Origin of the sequence: Pseudorhodoplanes sp. (assembly GCF_035565855.1) — a bacterium.
GTDB lineage: Bacteria > Pseudomonadota > Alphaproteobacteria > Rhizobiales > Xanthobacteraceae > Pseudorhodoplanes.
In genome coordinates, this window is record NZ_DATMRX010000006.1 from 18,619 (window position 1) to 34,234 (window position 15,616).

The following is a 15,616-nucleotide window of genomic DNA, read 5'->3' on the forward strand; positions in this document are numbered from 1 at the left end:
AAACGCAGAAAGAACGGGCCGCGGCGACGTCCACAGCGACGCAGCGGCACGCCGCATGCTGATGGCCCTGCGCTTGCTCACTTGTCCTCGGAAGCGGGGTGGTTCGCACGAACCGCCTCTTTTTGAAACAAGTGACGGTCGTTGCAGTGACTCATATCTTATTGGATCGGACTACGCGGGCCGGCGCCTCGATCCTGGTGCGTCCATCCCTGCGGCGTTTCGGCCTTGCCGTGATCGCCGCAGCCGCGGACGCAGCCGCGATCATCCTGGTCTCCGTAGGGACCGGCATTCTCTATCACCAGCTTGCCTATGACGACATCGGACCCGTCACCGACTACGTGAAGGTCGGACTGATGGCGGCTCTGCTCTATCTGATCCCGTGCATTTACCGCGATGAGTATCAGGCGATCAGGAGCGCACAATTCGATTTGCGTCCCGCCCAGATCGCGCGCTACTGGACTCTCGCCTTTATCTGCCTCGTCATCATCGGATTCCTGTCGAAGACCAGCGTGCTCTATTCGCGCGGCTGGCTCGTGCTGTTCTACGGCTTCGGGCTGTTCGCCCTGCTCAGCGTCTACGCGCTGCGCATCATCGGCCTCGATGCCGCAAACCGCGTGGGCCTGATTGCCGGACAGCGGCTGTTCCTGGTCGGCGGTGAAGAGGACATCCACGATTTCACGCAGCGATATAACCTCTTCAACCTCGGCTGCCGCGTTGTCGGCACCGCCTACCTGCCTTCCGCGTTCGATCCTGCGGACCAAGGCTCGCGCGCTCGACCGCTGAACGTCGCGCTCGATCGTGCGGTGGCCAAGGCCCGCGCGCTCGCGCCGGACAACATATTGCTGATCGCGCCGTGGTCGAAGCAGACCATGATCGAGCGCTGCATCGAGGCGTTCATGACCCTGCCGTGCTCGATCAGCCTCGCACCCGAGCGCATTCTCGAGCGTTTCGATCACATCTCGATCGAGAAGCTCGGTCCGATCGCCAGCCTCCATCTGCTGCATCCGCCGATGTCGGCGGCATCGACGGTCATCAAGCGGGCCTTCGACCTCGTGCTCGGAACCGCCTTGCTGATCATGTTGATGCCGCTCTTTGTGATTGTCGCCGTTCTGATCAAGCTCGACAGTCCGGGGCCCGTGCTGTTCAGGCAGCAGCGTTACGGCTTCAACCAGGAATCCTTCTGGATCTACAAGTTCCGCACGATGACGACGCTCGAGAACGGCCCTGCGGTGCGGCAGGCGGCCCGCGATGACGATCGGGTGACACGGATCGGCCGCTTCATGCGGCGCTGGAGCATCGACGAACTGCCGCAGATCATTAATGTTCTGAAAGGTGACATGTCACTCGTCGGCCCCCGCCCTCACGCTGTTGCGCACGATCTGGCCTGGGGCGAAAAGATCGCGCTCTATGCGCGCCGGCATAACGTCAAGCCGGGCATCACCGGATGGGCGCAGATCAACGGCTTCCGCGGCGGCATCGACGCCGACGAGCAGCTTCGCGGCCGCATCCTGTGCGACCTCTATTACATCGACAATTGGTCGATCTGGTTCGACGTGAAGATCCTGTTCGCCACCGCCTTTTCGCGACGCGCCCATATCAACGCCTATTAACCATTCGCCAATGGAGCCCGCGGCAATCGCTGCGGAACATTACGCAAGCGTCATTTACGCTAGCGACAATTTGATAACCCGAGGCGCAGCGTTGCGCGTATGGTCGCTCCACACAACGAGATCGACCGATGTCAAACCGTTTGCGAGCGAGCTCGGCCACGCGCATCCTGTCTTTGAAGACGGGCGAGCGTGATTTCGGACGCGTTCAAACGCCGCCAGACATTGTCATCAAATCGCCACCGCTGCTTGCCGGAACGCCGATCGCGGGCGACGCGCATGCGGCGATGGACGAGATCAGGACAAAGCCTTCCCGCGCAATGTGGCTGCTGGCCGGATGGCTCACGGTGTCGGGCATCATGATCGCAATCGCGATCGCAGTGATCGTCAAATACTTCTGAGCCGCGCATCGTCGCCGATGCCCGCTTATCGCATCGTTAAGAAATCGTTAACGTCCGCGCCGCGTGGTGACGCTGAGCCCGTCACCGAACGCGGCCGCGCTCGATCCCCGGCAGGCCGTCCAGGCAGTCGGATCGGCCGCACAAGCCTGATTTCCAAACAAAATTAACCCGCCTTAACGCGTTCTTTACCATAAGCGCAAAAAGCTGTGCGCAGGCAGCCCTCGGTCCCGGCGCAAGCACGCTTTGGCTTGTCGCGCGCGGGCCGCCGGGCAAACGAGTCAAGCGGGTCGAAACTCATGAGCAGGCGCGGGTGGACCAGAGATCATTACGCGCATCCCGGATGGCGCGCTCCGGTCACATACCCCGTCATGCCAGATCATCAGAATGGTCGTGCGCCCCGCTGGACCATGCCGCCGGCGCAGCCGTTCCACCCGCAAGCGATGCCGCAAAACGCGATGCCGCCGAACGCGTCGCCTCACCCGGCTGCATCGCAAGGACACCTTCATCCGCATTTCGGACCAGCCCTCACGGGCCCCGCGAGGCCTGACGCTCATCCAGTCCGAGAACCCGGCCCGCATCGGATGGAGCAACCTCCCGCTTTCTCTCCGCCGCCGCATGCGAGCGGATCGCCCCATCAGCCCAATCCGGCCGGGCTCTGGTGGCTGCGGCCCGGCGCGCATGCGCCTCATCGTCCGGACCTGGTCGCATCGCACACCGCTGAGATCGAAGGGCCGTTGCACGCCCTCATTCGGGGGATGGAAGCGCTGCGCGGAGAAGCTGCCGGATTCCCTCAAGAACGACGCAAACCGACACGGCAAAATCTCGAGGAGATCGTTGCGCCGCTGATGCAGGCGGTGCCGCTCAAGACCATCGAGACCCTTGAAGCCGACGTCCAGGCGCTGAAAGACAAACTCGATGCCAGCCGCAGGGCCGGTCTCGACCCGCGTGCGCTCGCGCCGATCGAGCAGGGCTTCCGGGACATTCGCGTCGTCCTCGACGATTTGAAGCCGGCGGAGAGCCTGGCGACATTTCGCGCCGCGATTGACGTTTTGGCGGAACGCCTCGACCAGGCTGACGCCCGGCAGCCCCGCTCGATCGCCGCAGAGATCGAGAATGCCATCGGCGCGCTGCGCGACATCGCCCGATTGGCCGATGCCAAGGACATGCTGGGCGCCCTCGCTGAAGAGGTGCGCGGCCTTTCGGCGAAGCTCCATCGCATGACGACGGTCCAAGCCGCCCAGCCGGCCGAACCCGCTCCGGCCCCCGCGGAACCCGTAGCGTTTTCGATCGAGCGGAGCTTGCAGGACATCAACCGAAGGCTGGATGCCCTGCAAAAGCAGGGATTGCGGACACCCGACGAAAATCCGCAAGCGCAGTCTCCTGGCAATCCCCCGGCTCAATCGTCCGGCAACAAGACCGAGCAGGACGCGCTTGAGACCGCGCACGCCACACTCTCGCAACTGGTCAACCAACTTGCAGAGAATCTGAAAGCCGCGCGCGACATCAAGCCCGCACCCACAGATCACATGAGCCTGTCGGGAGGGCGCGAGGATAACTCGCGTTACCTGTACGATGTCGCGAATGAGTACGATCCCGAATTCGCAGGCAAGATGCGCCTGCGAAGCGTCGCGGCGCACGATTCAGTTTCCGCGCATATCGAACCGAATCTGCCAGGCCGCACAATCGTTATTCCGGTCAAGCCGCTGATGTTCGGTGCGCTCGTCATCATCCTTGCGGTTGTTGCGGCGCGCGTGTCGATGCAAGTAACGGACCTTCCGCTCCCGGTCATCGCCAAGGCGAATACGGTAGCGACGATTGCGCCACAGCCGCGCGCGATCGGGAGCGACCGCGCCGATGTCGAAGTGCCGGATCTTATTCGCTCGCAAGCGCCGGATCATGCAATGGCGTCGCCGGAGCGCCTCCAGCAATCCGCGCTCGCGATTGGCGATCAGGAGAATACCGGCACAATAGGCCGTCCGGTGACCGTGCCGGCAGGCTCGCCCGACGCCGCGAGCGAGCCGACGATGCCATTGCCGACCACCCTTCCCGCGGGACTTCGATCCGAAGCGCTGAAGGGAAAGGCGGCCGCGGAATACGAAGTCGGTGTCCGACTGGTCGAGGGCAAGTCCGTCGGCGTCAATGTCGAGGAAGGCGTACGCTGGCTGAAGCGCGCGGCGAAAGCCGGAGTCATACCGGCGCATCTGTGGCTCGGCAGCCTGTACGAGAAGGGCCACGGAATCGAGAAGGACCTCAATCTCGCCCGCAAGCACTACCTCGCAGCCGCCGAGAAGGGCAACGCGAAGGCGATGCATAATCTCGCCGTGCTTCATGCCGAGGGCGTCGACGGCCGGCGCGATTACAAGACGGCCGTTCGCTGGTTCCAGCGCGCCGCCGAGCGCGGCATCGCCGACAGCCAGTACAATTACGCCATTCTGTTGATGCGCGGGATCGGTGTCGATCAGAACCACCAGGAGGCCTACAAGTGGTTTGCACTCGCAGCGCTCCAGGGCGACCGCGAGGCCGCGCGGCATCGCGACGAGATCGGCCGCAAGCTTGAACCGGGCGCGGTCGCGGCCGCGCAGGCTGCGGTCCGGTCTTTCACGCCGCAGTCGCAACCGACTGAAGCCGTGAGTGTGGCGGCGCCGGCCGGCGGCTGGGAGCGAACGTCGGATGAGAGCCGGAAGACCCGATCGGGCATTTTCGCACGCGGCGCGTCCTGACATCGTTTGTTGTCATGCCCCGCGAAAGCGGGCATCCAGTAAACTGCTGAAGCGGTTGTGCTGACTGGATCGCCCGCTCCCGCGGACGATGATAAAAGAGAGCGCCGCTGCTTCTGTGATTTGATGCGCTCTAAGCCCGAAGAGAGAGATAATCGCGTAGAGCGGGTCGCCGCTGATCGTCGGCAGCGACTTAATTCTCAGAACTTTTCTCCGAAATAGGGCCTGCCCCAATCGAAGATATAGTTGAATCCCAACCGGCCGGTGCCGAAGCTGAGATCGGCATTGACGCCGCCGGGCACGGCCGCGCTGAGATAATTCGCCGAGCCAAGACCGTTGTAGAGATATTCGAGCTTCATCGTCCAACGCCGGGACAGCGCCCATTCAAATCCGACGCCGACCGAATAGCCGACATGCGTATTCGCCGATGACGTGATCAACGTGAGGAAATCCGGATCGGCATAGAGGCTGAGATCGTTGTGCGCCCATGCTACGCCGCCGGTGCCGTAGATCATCGCGCGATCGATCGCGTAGCCAACGCGAACCCGCGCGGTGCCAAACGAGTCGACCTTGTTGTAGGCGCTTGCAAACGGATAGCCGTTGATTGCGCCGATAGCGCGATTGATGCTTCCGAAGGCGGCGTCGAGTTCGACGCCGAGCACCCAGGGCGATCGTTCGGCTTGCCAGTTGAACCCGATCTGCCCGCCGCCGAACCATCCATGAATGTTGGAGCCGTGCGGATTGACGTCGATCGAGCCGTAGCCGTATCCGCCCTGGCCTCCGACATAGAAGCCGGTCCAGTTGTAAAACGAAGGCGGCGCCGCGAGGGGATATTGATAAGGCGGCATGTCGGCGGCAGCCGCGGGATCGGTCACGCTCGCACAAGCGATCGCCGCGCCCAGCAAGCCACCAACGATACGCCGCATCGCAAGCTCCCAGATTTCGGGCGTGGTGCTGCCGGTCTCGCGATTGGCCCTTCAGGCGCGCACCAGCGCAATCATGCTTAATGAATCGATAACGCCGTATGGTTTACGGACCGTAAATCGGACCCGCAGGGGGGGGGGGCGGGCTCACGCTGCTTCATGAACTCGGACTCGCCAACATCACGATCCCCCTTCACGCGGCATTGCCGCGCGGGCGCGGCATGCGCTATGGAGGGGGCCGAAACGCACCCGTAGCTCAGCTGGATAGAGCGTTGCCCTCCGAAGGCAAAGGTCACACGTTCGAATCGTGTCGGGTGCGCCAATTAAATCAATGACTTAGATGCCTCTACCCGCGCGCTGCACCGGATCTTGCGGCCGCGTGAGGCCAAGGGCCGGCGCATGAAGGTTCCGGACGCTTCGCATCCCATCACGATTTCGCCTGCGGCGCATCGAGTGCGCGTCATCCATGCCGGGCGAGTCGTCGCCGATTCGCGCCGTGCGCTTGCGCTCAAGGAAGCCTCCTACCCGACCGTCCATTATCTGCCGCGCGAGGATGTCGACATGAATGCCCTGGCGCGGACACCTCACGTGACCCATTGCCCGTACAAGGGTGACGCCGCCTATTACTCGATCGCGATCGACGGACGGAACTCGGCCAACGCAGTCTGGACCTACGAGGAGCCCTTCGCCGCAGTGGGCAAGATCGCGGGCTACCTCGCCTTCTATCCGCAGCGCGTGGATACAATCGAGCTTCTGCCGCTCGCCGATTGAGCCATCACGCCGATCATCCCACCGGATAGCGGAATTCTCAGCCGTGAGACGGATGCAATCGCAGCGGGCGGCGTCTATAACTCTTCCACTGCCGGACAACGGGGCGCCGTGGACAGCGGATGAAATTAAAAATCGCACAAGGCGTCGCCGCACTGATTGCCTTGGGCGCAGTCGGCACATCCTCCGCATCCGCACAGGTCCGGATCGACGCTCAATATGCGCTGACCATGGCCGGGGTCGCGATCGGCAAGCTGACCTGGCAGACGCGCCTCAGCCCGTCGGATTACGCGATCGTCGCCAACGGCCGGATCACCGGCTTTCTCAGCCTTCTGGTCAGCGGCGAGGGCAAGGTCAGCGTGATCGGGCAGATTCGGGACGGTCGCCCGCAGCCGGACAGCTTTGTCTCGATGGTGGTGCGCGAAGACGAAAAGGTGAATGTCCGGATCGGCTTCGAAGGATCGCGCGTCCGCGAATTGCAGGTGGAAGAGCCGCCGCTCGAATCCGATCGCGTTCCCATTCCCGAGGCACACAAGGTCGGCGTGATCGATCCGCTGTCGGCCTTCCTGATTCCAGGCGGCGACGACCCCATGGCGGCCGAGGGATGCATGCGCACGCTGGCGATGTTCGACGGCCGGCGCCGCTACGACCTCGCGCTCGCGTTCAAGCGTACCGACCACATCAAGGGCGACAATGGCGCGCGCAAGATGGCGCTGGTCTGTTCGATCAAGTTCACGCCGATGTCGGGCCATCGTTCGTCCAGCCAGCTCGTCAAATTCCTGGCGGAAGGCCGCGACATCGAAGTGTGGCTGGTACCGGTGATAGGAACGCGCCTCCTCGCACCGGTGAGGCTTTCGGTGGCGAGCCTCCTCGGCAACATGGTGCTCCAGGCCACCCAGTTCGAAACGACCGCGCTCACAGGCGCCGCACGTTAACGCGCGCGCTCGCGTGCGCGGCCGGCATGCTCAGTGCATGCGCGGCGTCTTGAGGAACGTGTTGCGGTCGGCCGACGTCACCGTGACGTCAAGGGTACGCCGATGGCGCGCGAGCGTCAGCGTGACATCGACGCCGGCATTTCCGGTGGCCCAGATGTTGCGAAACAGGTCGGCGAGGCTTTCCACGCTCACTCCGTTGACGGCCACCACGATGTCGCCGCTCTCGACCTTGGCGCGCTGCGCCGGACCGCGATTGGCGAGCGCCATCACCACAAGCTTTCCGTCGGTATCGGCGACATACATCCCGAGCCAGGGCCGCGCCGGCCCCTTGCGTCCGCCGCTGACGAGCATGTCATCGAAAATCGGCTTCAGGAGGTTGATCGGGACCATCATGTTGATGTCGCGGCCCTCATTGGCCTCAAGCTGCAACGAACCGATGCCCAGCAATTCGCCGCTCGCTCCGATCAAGGCGGTGCCGCCCCAATTGGGATGCGCCGGCGCGGTGAAGATGGCCTCGTCCAGCACATATTCCCAATAACCGGCGAATTCCTGCTTTCCGACAACTTGGGCAACGATTGATCGCTTGCATCCGCCTGATCCGGCCACGACCACCTTGTCGCCAAGCGAGACTGCGTCCGAGTCCCCGAGCGGCAGGACCGGAAGGTCGACACGGCCCAATGCCTGGACGAGGCCGAGGCCTGTGACCTGGTCGATGGCGATGACGGTGCCTGCCAGCGGCTGGCGATCCGCAGGATGCAGCCAAATCTGGTCGGCTTCGCTGATCAGGTATCCGATCGTGAGAAACAGCCCGCCCTCGCGGATATGCACCGCGTGCCCCGCGCGCTCGGTACCCAGCACCTCTGCGGTGAAGGCGTCCCCCGGGACGGCGGCTCTCAGCCCCACCACGGCTTGCAAGGCACGATTGAGATCATACGCATAATCGCCCGGTCGCGGTTGCGCCGGCGACTGCACATTTCGGTCGTCCGTCGACGGCATTCGTCGCTCTCTCCTCACGCTCCCCCAGGATCACCTTTTGGCGCGACGTCGCCGGTCGGTCCCCGCATCGCCCGGCCTCGAGCAGGCCAAATCGTCAAACAACAGATGATCGCGGGTTATTCCCGGAACTGCCGGATGCGGGCGCTGTCGACCTTTGTCTAATGCGGGGCGATGGCCGCTGACCGCGCTTCCCCGCCAGGTAATCGACGAAGATCACGAATTCGTTCGGGATCGAGGACCTTTACCACGCCTTCATGCTGCCCAATCTATCTCTCATGGAGTAACGAGAATTCCGATGGGGGACTTCAGCGAGATGCGGCGACTGGTTCTGGTGTCATCGCTTGCGGCGTTCGGCCTTGCCGTGGCTGAACCTGCGGCAGCGCAATATTCCTATCCGGCCGGTCCAAACCGTGGCGTGATCGCGGCGGAGCCCGACGACGATGAGGTGCTGCCACCGGGTCAGGTTTCGCGCCGGGCGTCGGATCCGGCAATCGACAGCCAGTCCCTGCCCCCACTCACCGGCCGCGGCACCTATCCTTACGATCTGCATCCCCGCGTCAGCGCGCCGTCCGGGGCTTTGCCGCCCCCGCCGGACCGGCCCTATGTCGGATCAGCGCCAGGCCAGGGACCAGCCTATAACGAGCCACCGAGCAATTATGCCTCGCCGCCGCCCGGGACGTATGCCCCACCGCCGCCCGGACCCTACGCCTCGCAGCCGCATCCGGGTTACCCGGCCGCACCGGGATATGGCGCAGCCCCCCAGGGCGCGGCACCGTACAATCCTCCCTATGGGCCTCCCTATGGCGTCCGGCAGGACGATGCCGGCATCCCGCGCCCGCCGGTCTCGATCGAGAGCGGCCGCCCCGGCATTCCGGGCACCACCGGCTCCATCCCGCAGGTGACAATCGCCGCGCTGCCGCCGGAAGATCAGCCCGAGGTCGGCAAGCCCAAGGAATTGCCGCCGCAATTCAGGCGGCAGGTGGTCAACTATCAGACCAAGCATCCGGCCGGCACGATCATCATCGATACGCCGAGCACGTTTCTCTACTACGTGAACGGAGATGGCACGGCGATCCGCTACGGCATCGGCGTCGGACGCGAGGGCTTCACATGGTCGGGGACCGAGAAGATCACCCGCATGGCCGAGTGGCCCGATTGGCATCCGCCGGCGGAGATGATCGAACGGCAGCCCTACCTGCCCCGCTTCATGGCGGGCGGCGAGAGCAATCCGATGGGCGCGCGCGCATTGTATCTCGGCAAGACCGTCTACCGCGTACACGGCACGAACCAGCCCTCGACAATCGGTCAATTCGTGTCGTCCGGATGCATCCGCATGCTCAATGAGGATGTGATGGATCTCTACTCGCGCGTAAAGGTCGGCACGAAGGTCGTCGTGCTCGGCGACGGCAAGGAAGCCAGGAACACAGCGCGCTAGCCTACGCAGCGCGCGATCCAGCGACGATAGCAGCCCGCCCTGAATGATGGCGGGCTGACGCACCTGCAATTACCCCGAACATCACCGCTTAATTCGCATGACGGACTCATGCGAATCAGAAAAGATTCGGCGGATGAGGTCGGCCGTTTGTCGCTGCGACGGCTATCGCGGTCATGGTCATGATGCGGTGCAGTGGCCGCCATGCGGGTCTCCCACCTCTGGCGTAATCGCGTGACCGTTCCGGTTCAGGTGAACCGAAAAAAGCTCCTAATGCTGGGTTAGCAAATGCTTCCCGATCTTCGGATCGTCATCGTTGCTGTTCTGTCGACGTTCGTCCTCACAGTTGGCGTAGGCTTCTACGCCTCCTCGCGCATGATTCAGGAGCCGAAGGCGCGTCCGGATCTGCTCGCTGCCGCTGAGGAGACGCCGGTCAACCGCATCGCACTGAGCTGGCCGGAGCCGATCCAGCAGTCCGAACCGTTGGCGCTCGATTTCGCGGTGACTGCGCGAGCGCTGCGCAATCCGGTGCGCGATGTCACGGATGACGCGCCGGCCGCCGAAGCAACCCGAAATCCTGTCCGCACCACGGCACAGGATGCCGGACGGCCCAACGCCGATGACCGCTCCGCCGCGGCTGCGGCGGTAAAGACCGTTTCCGCTCCCGCGCCAATCGAGACTGCGCCGCCGTCACCGCCCGCGCCGACCGTCGAAGCTGCGTCTGTTGTGCAACCAGCTCCGGCCGCGCAGTCTGCTCCGACGGAGCAGCCGGCTCCGACCTCTCCTGTTCCGGTCGCACAGCCCGCTCAGACGGTGAAACCCGCGCCGGTGGCGCAGGCAATCCCCAATCCAGAACCCGAGATCAAAGTCGCGGTTCAATATCCCCCGCTTGTTCAACTTCCGCCGGAATTGCAAACGCCGCCGGCTCCCGCCGCGGCGTCGCCGGGCGCGGCTCCTGTCGTTGAAGCGCCGACGTCAACTGCGTCCATCAAGCCGGCTCAATCCGAAACCGCGCCTGACCGCGACGTCGATCAGCCAGCAATAGCGCCTTCAAATCCGGTGATCGCGAGCAAGCCGGACGCTGCGGACGATGCGATCGAGGATGAGGAGGCCCTTGGATCGGTGCCAACGCCGGAACCCGGCTCGGAAGCGAAAGCGAAAAAGGCCTCTTCGAAGAAAGCCGCCAGGAAGGCGGCTGCCAAGAAAGCTGCGGCGGCCAAGAAAGCCGCGGCGGCCAGGAGAGCACAACGCGGGGTCCGCGTCAGGCGGGCGGCGCAGGCGCCCATCAACCCCTTCCGTCTCCTCGGTGCAGCGCTTCGATAATTGAAGCGGGATTGCCGCATGGCCGCCCTGCTGCCGAAGGGTGGCGCTTTGTGCGATTTGGCTTACATCGGCTCATAATCATTTGAGCCATGCCGCATGATCCCGCTCTCCATCCTTGATCTGTCTCCGGTCCCGGCCGGTGGCTCCGCCGCTCAATCGCTCCGCGACAGCATTGATCTCGCGCGGCACGCCGACACTCTCGGCTTTCATCGCTATTGGCTCGCCGAGCACCACAATCTTCCGAACATCGCGAGTTCGGCACCCGACATCATGATCGGGCAGATTGCCGCGGCGACACGGCATATGCGGATCGGATCGGGCGGCGTGATGCTGCCGAACCACGCGCCGCTGACCGTCGCCGAGCGATTCAAGGTGCTGGAAGCGCTGTTTCCCGGACGGATCGATCTCGGACTCGGCCGCGCGCCCGGCACCGATCACATCACCTCGGTCGCCTTGCGCCGGCGTCAGGATGTTCGCGACGAGGACGACTTCCTCGATCGCTTCCAGGAATTGCTGCTTCTGGAGAACAACGGCTATCCGAAGGATCATCCGTTCAGCAGCGTGCATGCGATGCCGAACGACGTTGCGCTGCCGCCGATCTTCCTGCTCGGTTCGAGCAATTACAGCGCGCAGCTCGCCGCGCAGATCGGCGCCGGTTTCGCTTTCGCGCACCACTTTGCCGGATACGACGCCGCGGCCGCGATGCGGCAATACCGTGAGAAGTTCCAGCCCTCGCAACATCTTCAGCAGCCGCTTGCGATCCTGGCCACCGCCGCGGTCGTCGCAGACACGGCCGAGGAAGCCGAACGGCTTGCATCGACAATTGATTTAAATTTCGTGCGCCGCGCGAAGGGCGTCTATGCCCCGCTGGAGAGTCCCGAAGTGGCGCTCGCTTACGATTACACGCCGATCGACCGCGAACGGATTGCGAAAAATCGCGAACGTCTCGCCGTCGGCGATCCGGCCATGGTGAAGAGCCGGCTTGAGTCGCTCGCCGCGGAAACGCAGGCCGACGAAATCATGATCACCACAATGGTCTACGACCATACCGCGCGGAAGCGCTCATATGCCCTGCTCGCGAAGGCGTTTTCTCTCACGCCGCCTCATGCTATGCCCCAGCCGCAAACGGCGTGACCGCATAGGGAGTAACCGCTTTGGGCAAGCATTTTTCGCTCACCACCACCGACAATCACACGCTCGCGGCGTATCGCGCGGATCCGTCCGGCAAGCCAAAAGGCGCGATGATCGTCGCGCAGGAGATTTTCGGCGTCAACAATCACATCCGCAATGTCTGCGACCGGCTCGCGGCGGCGGGCTATGTGGCCGTCGCGCCCGCCCTGTTCGATCGCTTCGTGCGCAATTTCGAGAGCGGCTATTCGGCGGAAGAAGTCGCACATGCGCGCTCGCATCTCGGCAAGATCGACTGGGACAAGATGCTGCTCGACGTTGCAGCCGGCATCGATGAGGTGAAATCCGTCGGCCCGGTCGGTGTCATCGGCTTTTGCATGGGCGGCACCATCGCGTTCCTTGCCGCAACCCGTCTCAGCGGCGTGAAGGCGGCTGTTGCATATTATGGCGGACAGATCGTCAAATTCGCCGACGAGAAGGCGAAGTGCCCGGTCCAGATGCATTTCGGCGAGGAAGATCCGCACATCCCGATGTCGGATGTCGCGATCATCAAGGAGAAGCAGCCGGACGCCGAGGTCTACACCTATGCCGCCGGACATGGCTTCTATTGCGACGAGCGCGGCAGCTTCCATGATGCGAGCGCGAAGCTCGCCTGGCAGCGCACGCTCGACTTCTTAGGCAAGCACCTGAAATAGCCGTCTTCGCGGCGGCCCCTCGTTCGTCTGATCAAGGAAGGATCGTTTTGATGAAAGCGAAGTCTGCCTTGCGTTATCTGCCGTTCGTCGCCTCTGCCGCACTGGTTTTTGCCGCAACATCCGCCTTCGCCCAGACGGTGCCGAACCTCGTCGGCACCTGGAAGGGCAAGCCCGAAGCCGTTTTCGTCGGCCCCAATCCGCATCGTCCGTCCGACGGCACCGTTCCGGGTTTCGGCGGCGAGATGGAACTCACTTTCGTGTTCAAGCAGCAGCAGGGCACGCGCTTTGCCGGTGAGTTCCTGGGCAAGTTCACCGAAACCGTGATCGGCACGCTGCGGCCGCCGGCATTCCAAAGCGGCATCATGCTCGACAATGACGGCGAGTATGACTTCACGCTGCGCGATGCGACGACCATGGACGTGTGCTATCGCCACAACAACACCAGCAGCAAGGTCGTCGCCTGCTGGACGATGCAGAAACAGCCGTAATCCTGCGGCCGTTGCCGGCCTCAGGTGAACGCGACATGGCGGGCCGTCCCGCATGTCGTTCAGCCGGTGCTGCGAAAAGTCGCGAAGATCAGAACCAGCGCTCGCACACCGTGATGGTGTCGCCCGGCCGCAACGGGAAATCGGGCGGCACGGACTGGCGCATCACTTCGCCGTTGAAATTGCGGGCGAGGACGATGTCGCGCTTGTTGGCGCGCGGCGCGAAGCCGCCGGCAATCGCGATAGCGGCTTCCACCGTCATGTTCGGGACATACGGATATTGGCCCGGCGCGTTCACCTCCCCGAGGATGAAGAACGGGCGATAGACCTCGACCTCGACCGAGACATGCGGATTGCGGATGTAGCCGTTGCGGAGCCGCTCGGCGATGGCGCGCGCGACCTGCGCGGTGGTGAGCCCGCGCACCGGCACGGTCCCGATCAGGGTCAACGAGATATTCCCGCTGGCATCGACGATGTAGGAATTGGTCAGACCTTCCTGGCCGAAGACCTGCACCCGCAACCGGTCCCCGGCGTCCAGCTGATAGGGCGCGTCATGGCCAGTGAGTGCCGTCGGTGCGTAGGGCGCGGCGACAACCGGCTGCAAGGCAGCGGTTTCCACCGCGACCGGCGCGACCGCAGCCTGATTGTGCACGCAGGCGGGCAAAGCCAGCGCGACAAGCAACACGATCAGGCGTCGGAGCGTGGCGGCCTTGGGCCCCATGGGCGAATCCGGGCGGTAAAATCCGAGCCCAATTAACCCGTTGTATGGTTAACAAACCCTCACCACGGCGCGCCCTCTATGGAAACGTTGCCGGAGCCGAAGCGCGTCCTTGAATGGAAGAGGGGCGAAGACCGCCGCCCCCCTCGATCTCATTGGCCGATCAGGCCGCGACGCCCGTTCCGATCGGGCAGCTGACCCCGGTGCCCCCGAGCCCACAATAGCCGAACGGATTCTTCGCCAGATATTGCTGGTGATAGTCCTCGGCAAAGTAGAATTCCGGCGCGTCGACAATCTCGGTCGTGATGGCACCGTAGCGCTTGTCCGCAAGCGCCTTGGCGTACATGGCCTTCGACTCTTCCGCCGCCTTGCGCTGTGCATCGTCGAAGACGTAGATGCCCGAGCGATATTGCGTCCCGATATCGTTGCCCTGGCGCATGCCCTGGGTCGGATCGTGATTTTCCCAGAAGGTCTTCAGAAGCGCCTCGTAAGAGATTTTCTTCGGGTCGAAGACCACCAGCACCACCTCGTTATGTCCGGTGCGCCCCGAACAGACCTCCTCATAGGTCGGATTCGGCGTGTGACCTCCGGCGTAGCCGACTGCGGTCACAAAGACGCCGTCGCCGAGCTCCCAGAATTTCCGCTCGGCGCCCCAGAAACACCCCATGCCGAAAAGAGCCTTCTGCGCACCCGCGGGATACGGGCCCTTCAGGGGGTTGCCGTTGACGAAATGGGTGCTGGCGGTAGGGATCGGATTGCTGCGGCCCGGCAGCGCGTCGGCCTTGCTCGGGATGGTCAGAGACTTCTTGAACGTGAACATGGATGGGTCTCCTGATCTGGGCCCCAATATAATCATGATGCGAGCGCTCCGCATGCCCCCGGCGTCACGGTCACGCACGCGTCATCTTCCCCTGAATGGATCAAGCCCCTATGCTGGCGATCGGATTCCGGCCGCGGCACCGGCATGAGAGAGGCTGTCATGAGGTTCAGTACAATCGCGCTCGCGCTCTTTGCGTGCGTTCTTTTCGCGGGCACGCTGTCGGCTCAGACGGGGTCGCCCCCGCCCTACGGCCCGCCGATCAGCCTGGAGGCGGCCAAGAAGATCGTCGCCGCCGCCGAGAGCGAGGCCACGCGCAACAATTGGCAGGTGGCGATCGCGGTGATCGACAGCGGCGGGCACCTCGTGATGATGGTGAAGCTCGACAACACGCAGCTCGTCTCGATCCGGGTTGCGGAGGCGAAGGCAAAGTCCGCGCTCGGCTTCCGCCTGCCGACCAAGCTGCTCGAGGACGCGGTCGCCGCTGGCGGCGCCGGCACCCGGCTGCTCGCCGTCCAGGACATCGCACCGTTCGAGGGCGGGTTCCCGATCATCGAGGATGGCAAGATCATTGGCGCGATCGGAGTCGCCGGCGTGCTGTCCGCACAGGACGCCCAGGTCGCCAAGGCCGGGCTGGCCGCGCTCGAAAATCCGAGCCGCTAGCGGGATCG

At 63.8% G+C, this 15,616-nt stretch carries 15 protein-coding genes and 1 tRNA gene; 12 read left to right on the top strand and 4 right to left on the bottom strand.

Annotated elements, in window-relative coordinates; translation table 11 throughout:
* The first annotated feature begins 146 nt into the window (after positions 1-146).
* The 3 genes from VN004_RS00365 (at position 147) to VN004_RS00375 (ending at position 4,728) form a co-directional block, all read left to right on the top strand.
* Positions 147-1,610: an exopolysaccharide biosynthesis polyprenyl glycosylphosphotransferase gene (locus tag VN004_RS00365; protein WP_325606120.1), complete on the top strand. Its 1,464-nt coding sequence runs from the start codon at positions 147-149 to the stop codon at positions 1,608-1,610.
* A 128-nt stretch (positions 1,611-1,738) separates the two neighbouring features.
* The gene (locus tag VN004_RS00370; protein WP_325606121.1) at positions 1,739-2,008 is read left to right on the top strand and encodes a hypothetical protein; all 270 of its coding nucleotides are present in this window, start codon (positions 1,739-1,741) and stop codon (positions 2,006-2,008) included.
* Between the two features lie 581 nt (positions 2,009-2,589).
* Positions 2,590-4,728, top strand: a complete 2,139-nt coding sequence (locus VN004_RS00375; RefSeq protein WP_325606122.1) for a tetratricopeptide repeat protein — start codon at positions 2,590-2,592, stop codon at positions 4,726-4,728.
* 197 nt (positions 4,729-4,925) lie between these two features.
* On the opposite strand, the gene VN004_RS00380 is transcribed toward VN004_RS00375, so the two are convergent.
* Positions 4,926-5,651 carry an outer membrane protein gene (locus VN004_RS00380; RefSeq protein WP_325606123.1) on the bottom strand — a complete coding sequence of 242 codons (726 nt, stop codon included), beginning with the start codon at positions 5,649-5,651 and terminating at the stop codon, positions 4,926-4,928.
* Positions 5,652-5,893: 242 nt separating this feature from the next.
* On the opposite strand from VN004_RS00380, the gene VN004_RS00385 reads away from it, so the two are divergent.
* The 3 genes from VN004_RS00385 (at position 5,894) to VN004_RS00395 (ending at position 7,351) form a co-directional block, all read left to right on the top strand.
* A tRNA-Arg gene (locus tag VN004_RS00385) sits at positions 5,894-5,970 on the top strand.
* A 77-nt stretch (positions 5,971-6,047) separates the two neighbouring features.
* On the top strand, positions 6,048-6,419 hold the full coding sequence (locus VN004_RS00390) for a DUF427 domain-containing protein (protein ID WP_325606124.1): 372 nt from the start codon (positions 6,048-6,050) through the stop codon (positions 6,417-6,419).
* Positions 6,420-6,538: 119 nt separating this feature from the next.
* Complete coding sequence (locus tag VN004_RS00395) at positions 6,539-7,351, top strand: DUF3108 domain-containing protein (protein WP_325606125.1); 813 nt, start codon at positions 6,539-6,541, stop codon at positions 7,349-7,351.
* A 30-nt stretch (positions 7,352-7,381) separates the two neighbouring features.
* On the opposite strand, the gene VN004_RS00400 is transcribed toward VN004_RS00395, so the two are convergent.
* Entirely contained in the window at positions 7,382-8,347 is a 966-nt protein-coding gene (locus VN004_RS00400; protein WP_325606126.1) for a S1C family serine protease, read from the bottom strand.
* Positions 8,348-8,642: 295 nt separating this feature from the next.
* On the opposite strand from VN004_RS00400, the gene VN004_RS00405 reads away from it, so the two are divergent.
* The 5 genes from VN004_RS00405 to VN004_RS00425 all read left to right on the top strand — a co-directional run bounded on the left by VN004_RS00405 (position 8,643) and on the right by VN004_RS00425 (position 13,413).
* Complete coding sequence (locus VN004_RS00405; RefSeq protein WP_325606127.1) at positions 8,643-9,782, top strand: L,D-transpeptidase family protein; 1,140 nt, start codon at positions 8,643-8,645, stop codon at positions 9,780-9,782.
* Between the two features lie 285 nt (positions 9,783-10,067).
* Positions 10,068-11,102 (top strand): hypothetical protein, encoded by a 1,035-nt coding sequence (locus VN004_RS00410; RefSeq protein WP_325606128.1) that lies wholly within the window; start codon positions 10,068-10,070, stop codon positions 11,100-11,102.
* 96 nt (positions 11,103-11,198) lie between these two features.
* Entirely contained in the window at positions 11,199-12,236 is a 1,038-nt protein-coding gene (locus tag VN004_RS00415; RefSeq protein ID WP_325606129.1) for an LLM class flavin-dependent oxidoreductase, read from the top strand.
* Positions 12,237-12,256: 20 nt separating this feature from the next.
* Positions 12,257-12,925 carry a dienelactone hydrolase family protein gene (locus VN004_RS00420; RefSeq protein WP_325606130.1) on the top strand — a complete coding sequence of 223 codons (669 nt, stop codon included), beginning with the start codon at positions 12,257-12,259 and terminating at the stop codon, positions 12,923-12,925.
* Positions 12,926-12,975: 50 nt separating this feature from the next.
* Complete coding sequence (locus VN004_RS00425; protein WP_325606131.1) at positions 12,976-13,413, top strand: hypothetical protein; 438 nt, start codon at positions 12,976-12,978, stop codon at positions 13,411-13,413.
* Positions 13,414-13,501: 88 nt separating this feature from the next.
* Here VN004_RS00425 and VN004_RS00430 read toward each other — a convergent pair whose 3' ends face one another.
* Positions 13,502-14,131: a polysaccharide biosynthesis/export family protein gene (locus VN004_RS00430; RefSeq protein ID WP_325606132.1), complete on the bottom strand. Its 630-nt coding sequence runs from the start codon at positions 14,129-14,131 to the stop codon at positions 13,502-13,504.
* A 160-nt stretch (positions 14,132-14,291) separates the two neighbouring features.
* The gene (gene msrA, locus VN004_RS00435) at positions 14,292-14,948 is read right to left on the bottom strand and encodes a peptide-methionine (S)-S-oxide reductase MsrA (protein ID WP_325606133.1); all 657 of its coding nucleotides are present in this window, start codon (positions 14,946-14,948) and stop codon (positions 14,292-14,294) included.
* Between the two features lie 159 nt (positions 14,949-15,107).
* Between msrA and VN004_RS00440 the strand changes: the two genes are divergently transcribed.
* Positions 15,108-15,608 carry a heme-binding protein gene (locus VN004_RS00440; protein ID WP_325606134.1) on the top strand — a complete coding sequence of 167 codons (501 nt, stop codon included), beginning with the start codon at positions 15,108-15,110 and terminating at the stop codon, positions 15,606-15,608.
* The last annotated feature ends 8 nt before the right edge of the window (positions 15,609-15,616 follow it).